Source organism: uncultured Streptococcus sp. (assembly GCF_905372115.1).
Taxonomy (GTDB): Bacteria; Bacillota; Bacilli; order Lactobacillales; family Streptococcaceae; genus Streptococcus.
Genome location: NZ_CAJPNR010000077.1, coordinates 1 through 3,633, shown reverse-complemented (window position 1 = coordinate 3,633; position 3,633 = coordinate 1). Strand labels below are relative to the sequence as shown.

Below are 3,633 nucleotides of genomic sequence, written 5' to 3'. Positions count from 1 at the left end.
GATAGCTAGCAACATAAATCCCCAAGTCCAGCCGAAGTTCCAGGCCAGGAACGGCCAGACTAGTTTTGGTTGTGGTTTTATTCTTGTTTCATTAGTCATAGAATTTTTTCCTTTAAATGGTTTGATTTTTGTACTCTGATAAGGTCATTGATTTTTTGCCTCATTTAGCCGTACTCTGTACAAAAGTCGGCATTTGCACTTCAGCTCCTGTTGAAAAATCCTTGACCTTAAGATTGATAAAAGAATCAGTCAAATCAATTTCTTCATGCGATTCTCCTTTTTTCCTTAGCCCTCAAGGGCGAAAGTAATACTTCTAAAAACGATTTTGCAAAAAATTTTAAACATTCTGAGACTCCTTTTTATAGCACATACATTTCTTATTTCTTTCTATTTTAAAGTTCAATTCTCAAATATCCTTCAAGTAATTCTAAAATATTTCTAAAGTTTTTCGAATAGTCCATCTTTTATTGACTTAGCCTCTTATCCTTGCTACACTAGTGATAGGAAATTTCTGGAGGCGAGTGTTTATGGCTCATATTTTACTCATCGAAGACAATAGTGATATTCATGAAATTCTAAAAGAACTTTTTCAGAAGGAACACACGGTTTATTCTGCCTATTCGGGGACAGAGGGCATTTCGCTGTTTGAGCGGGAGGAGATTGATTTGGTCCTTTTGGATATCATGCTGCCGGGTAAGAATGGTGATGAAGTGTTGAGGGAAATTCGCAGCAGCAATGCTACGGTGCCAGTGGTTATGCTGACAGCCCTTGGTGAGAAAGCGCTGGTTAGCCAGTACCTGCTGAATGGTGCTAATGATTATATTGTCAAACCCTTCAATCTGGATGAGGTTTTTGCCCGTATCACCGTGCAGCTGCGTAGCCAGCAGGCTTTGACTGGCGAGGAAGAAGGCCAGTCCTTTAAAAATATCCGTCTGCTCAAGGCTACCTTTGAGGCGATCTGTGGTGAGAAAAGCGTCCGTTTGAGCAAGAAAGAATATCATATCCTCCAGCTCTTGCTCCGTCATCCCAAGAAGATCTACACCAAGGAAGAGCTCTTTGAGCAGGTCTGGGAAGAGAGCTATCTGCCTGGGGATAATACCCTGAATACCCACCTCAGCAATCTACGTAAGAAACTGGCTCAGTTGGACCCAACAGAGGAATACATAGAGACTGTTTGGGGACTAGGTGTCCGGCTCAAGGAGGACTGATATGTTGGTGTTAGTGATTTTATTTGCCCTTATCAGTCTGTTTCTGGCCATTGGTTTCATACGCTATCATCTGGCGGTCAAAGATGTGGCACAGCAGATTCGTCTGAAGCGGCAGACAGGGAGCCAGAATCGTCTGGCTCCTGCTGCTCATGCACCCAGTATTTTAGAGCTGACAGAGGAAGCTGAGCTGCTCTTTCGGGAGCTAGATAAGACGACCTTTGTTGTTCAGCAGGAAAAGAAGACGCTGGATATGGCTATCAGTAATATTGCCCATGATATCCGCACCCCTCTGACCATTGCCAGCGGCTATACCCAGCAGCTCTTGAAGGATGAGAGTCAGGAAAGTCAGCAGCTAATCAAAATTGCAGATAGTCTGGGAATGGTATCCAAACGGCTGGAAGCCTTGATGGAGTATCGCCGGCTGATGGAGGGTGCCATTCGAGCCAATGTCCAGCCGACAGATATATCCCAGCTAGTAACCCAGCAGCTTTTTACTTATTATGACGCCTTTCAGAAAGCCCAGATTGACTTGCAGGTAGAGCTGGCTGAAGGTCTAGAGTTAGAGACAGACCCAGAAATTTTAGAGCGCATTGTCCAAAATATGATAAGCAATGTCCTCAAGCACGGCCGTAAGGCCGCCAGCATTTCACTGAAAAAAGAGGGCGAGCATTGTATCTTTACCGTCAAAAATATCGTCCAGCAGCCTATCCAATATCTGGATAAGCTGACTAATCGCTTTTACTCAGAAAACCTATCCAGCAGCGAGGAGTCTTCAGGGTTGGGGCTCTACATCACCCAGCAGTTAGTCGAAATCCTGAGCGGGGACTTGACAATGAAAGCTGAAGACGACTGGTTTGAACTGGTTGTGACTTTGTAGAGGATAGTGTATGATAAGGGAAAATGTTTTTTTAAAGGAGTAAAATGCAACCGAATTATCGTATTACAGAGAGGATATTGAACCTAGTTCAGAAAATTTCTGAACTGACTACTCAACTTTCGATTGAAAAACGTAAGCTGTATTTGCGGAAGGAAAACCGAATCCGATCTATTCAATCATCACTTGCTATTGAGAATAATAGCTTATCACTAGAACAGGTAACGGACATCATTGAAGGCAGGCGTGTTCTTGGTCCGTTAAAAGATATTCATGAGGTGCAAAATGCCTATGAAGCCTATGAGCGAGTGTTCAGGCTAAACCCTTATAGTCTGGATGATTTTCTCCTGGCACATGGCTTGCTGACTAAGGATTTAGTCAAGCAGTCGGGACAGTTTCGGCTAGGGGATGTTGGAGTCTATGATGGCGAGGGGAGAGTAGTTCATGTTGGGGCTAGACCACAGTTTGTCCCCAATTTGGTCAAGGATTTATTCAAATGGGCAGAGCAAAGCGAGGTCTCGGCCATTGTCAAGTCCTGTATCGTTCACTTTGAGTTAGAGATTATTCACCCTTTTGAAGATGGTAATGGGCGAATGGGACGTCTATGGCAGAGTCTGATTCTCAGTCAATGGAATCCAATTTTTGAATGGCTGCCAGTAGAATCAGTTATTTATGCTCATCAGCAGGGTTATTATGATGCCTTGACCATCAGCAATGATACTAATGACTCTACAGTATTTACTGAGTTTATGTTGCAGGCCATACTAGAAACACTAGAAGAATACCAAGAAAAAGCTGATGAAGATGCAGACAGGATACTTCACAAGACATTAAAGCCAAGAGAGTTAGAAATTTATCAGCTGGTAAAAGCTTACTTGGAGGGACATTCACAAATAGCTAATGCAAAAGTACAAGAGATTACAGGATTAAGCGAGGCTACAACCCGTAGATATTTGAATATATTTGTAGAATTCGGTCTTCTGAAAACAAGTGGAACAACGCGGGATCGGATCTATCAGTTAGCTTAAAAATCCGCTCAAAATCCGCTCAAAATCCGCTCAAAAAACCTCAGTTAATTTTCGAATTGGCGGAGGTTTATTTTTAGATTAAATCGAAGAAAGGCATGATAAAAATGTCTTTTTGTTTTGTGGTTTGAAAAGCCAATTATCCTAGAAAGGACATTTTACCAGTCAAAGTAAAAAATCAGCCAACTGCTCTAAACCCTTGATATAACTGACTTGCAACTGACAGTTGACAATGATTCCAAGTTCAATCACTCAAAAAGCAACTAGATTTTTTCTTTATTCCAAGTCCAGTCGCTAGAAAGGCAACTGGCTTTTTTGTTAATCTGAAAGCAGAAGCCAAGTTTTTGATTTCGGAATGAACGAGTCGCTGTCTTTGAAGATTTGGCTCAAAAACTTGAGTTTAATTATATTATAAGGAGGTATTCTCATGAATACAGAAACAACTATTAAACCACAACCAAAACTAATTTTGCCGTTCCTGGCCTGGAACTTCGGCTGGACTTGGGGATTTATGTTGCTAGCTATC

Annotated in this window: 3 protein-coding genes and 2 pseudogenes; 4 read left to right on the top strand and 1 reads right to left on the bottom strand. The window is 42.0% G+C overall.

What is annotated here, in order from left to right; translation table 11 throughout:
* Window positions 1-99, bottom strand: a pseudogene (locus QZ169_RS11475) (CPBP family intramembrane glutamate endopeptidase); the annotation flags it as partial.
* A gap of 428 nt (window positions 100-527) precedes the next feature.
* On the opposite strand from QZ169_RS11475, the gene QZ169_RS11470 reads away from it, so the two are divergent.
* From QZ169_RS11470 to QZ169_RS11455, 4 genes and pseudogenes are all read left to right on the top strand, one after another.
* Window positions 528-1,208 carry a response regulator transcription factor gene (locus tag QZ169_RS11470; protein WP_268689284.1) on the top strand — a complete coding sequence of 227 codons (681 nt, stop codon included), beginning with the start codon at window positions 528-530 and terminating at the stop codon, window positions 1,206-1,208.
* Window position 1,209: 1 nt separating this feature from the next.
* Window positions 1,210-2,085 (top strand): sensor histidine kinase KdpD, encoded by an 876-nt coding sequence (locus QZ169_RS11465; protein ID WP_295507153.1) that lies wholly within the window; start codon window positions 1,210-1,212, stop codon window positions 2,083-2,085.
* A gap of 44 nt (window positions 2,086-2,129) precedes the next feature.
* On the top strand, window positions 2,130-3,110 hold the full coding sequence (locus QZ169_RS11460) for a Fic family protein (RefSeq protein ID WP_295507151.1): 981 nt from the start codon (window positions 2,130-2,132) through the stop codon (window positions 3,108-3,110).
* Between the two features lie 424 nt (window positions 3,111-3,534).
* Window positions 3,535-3,633: pseudogene (locus QZ169_RS11455) on the top strand (CPBP family intramembrane glutamate endopeptidase); the annotation flags it as partial.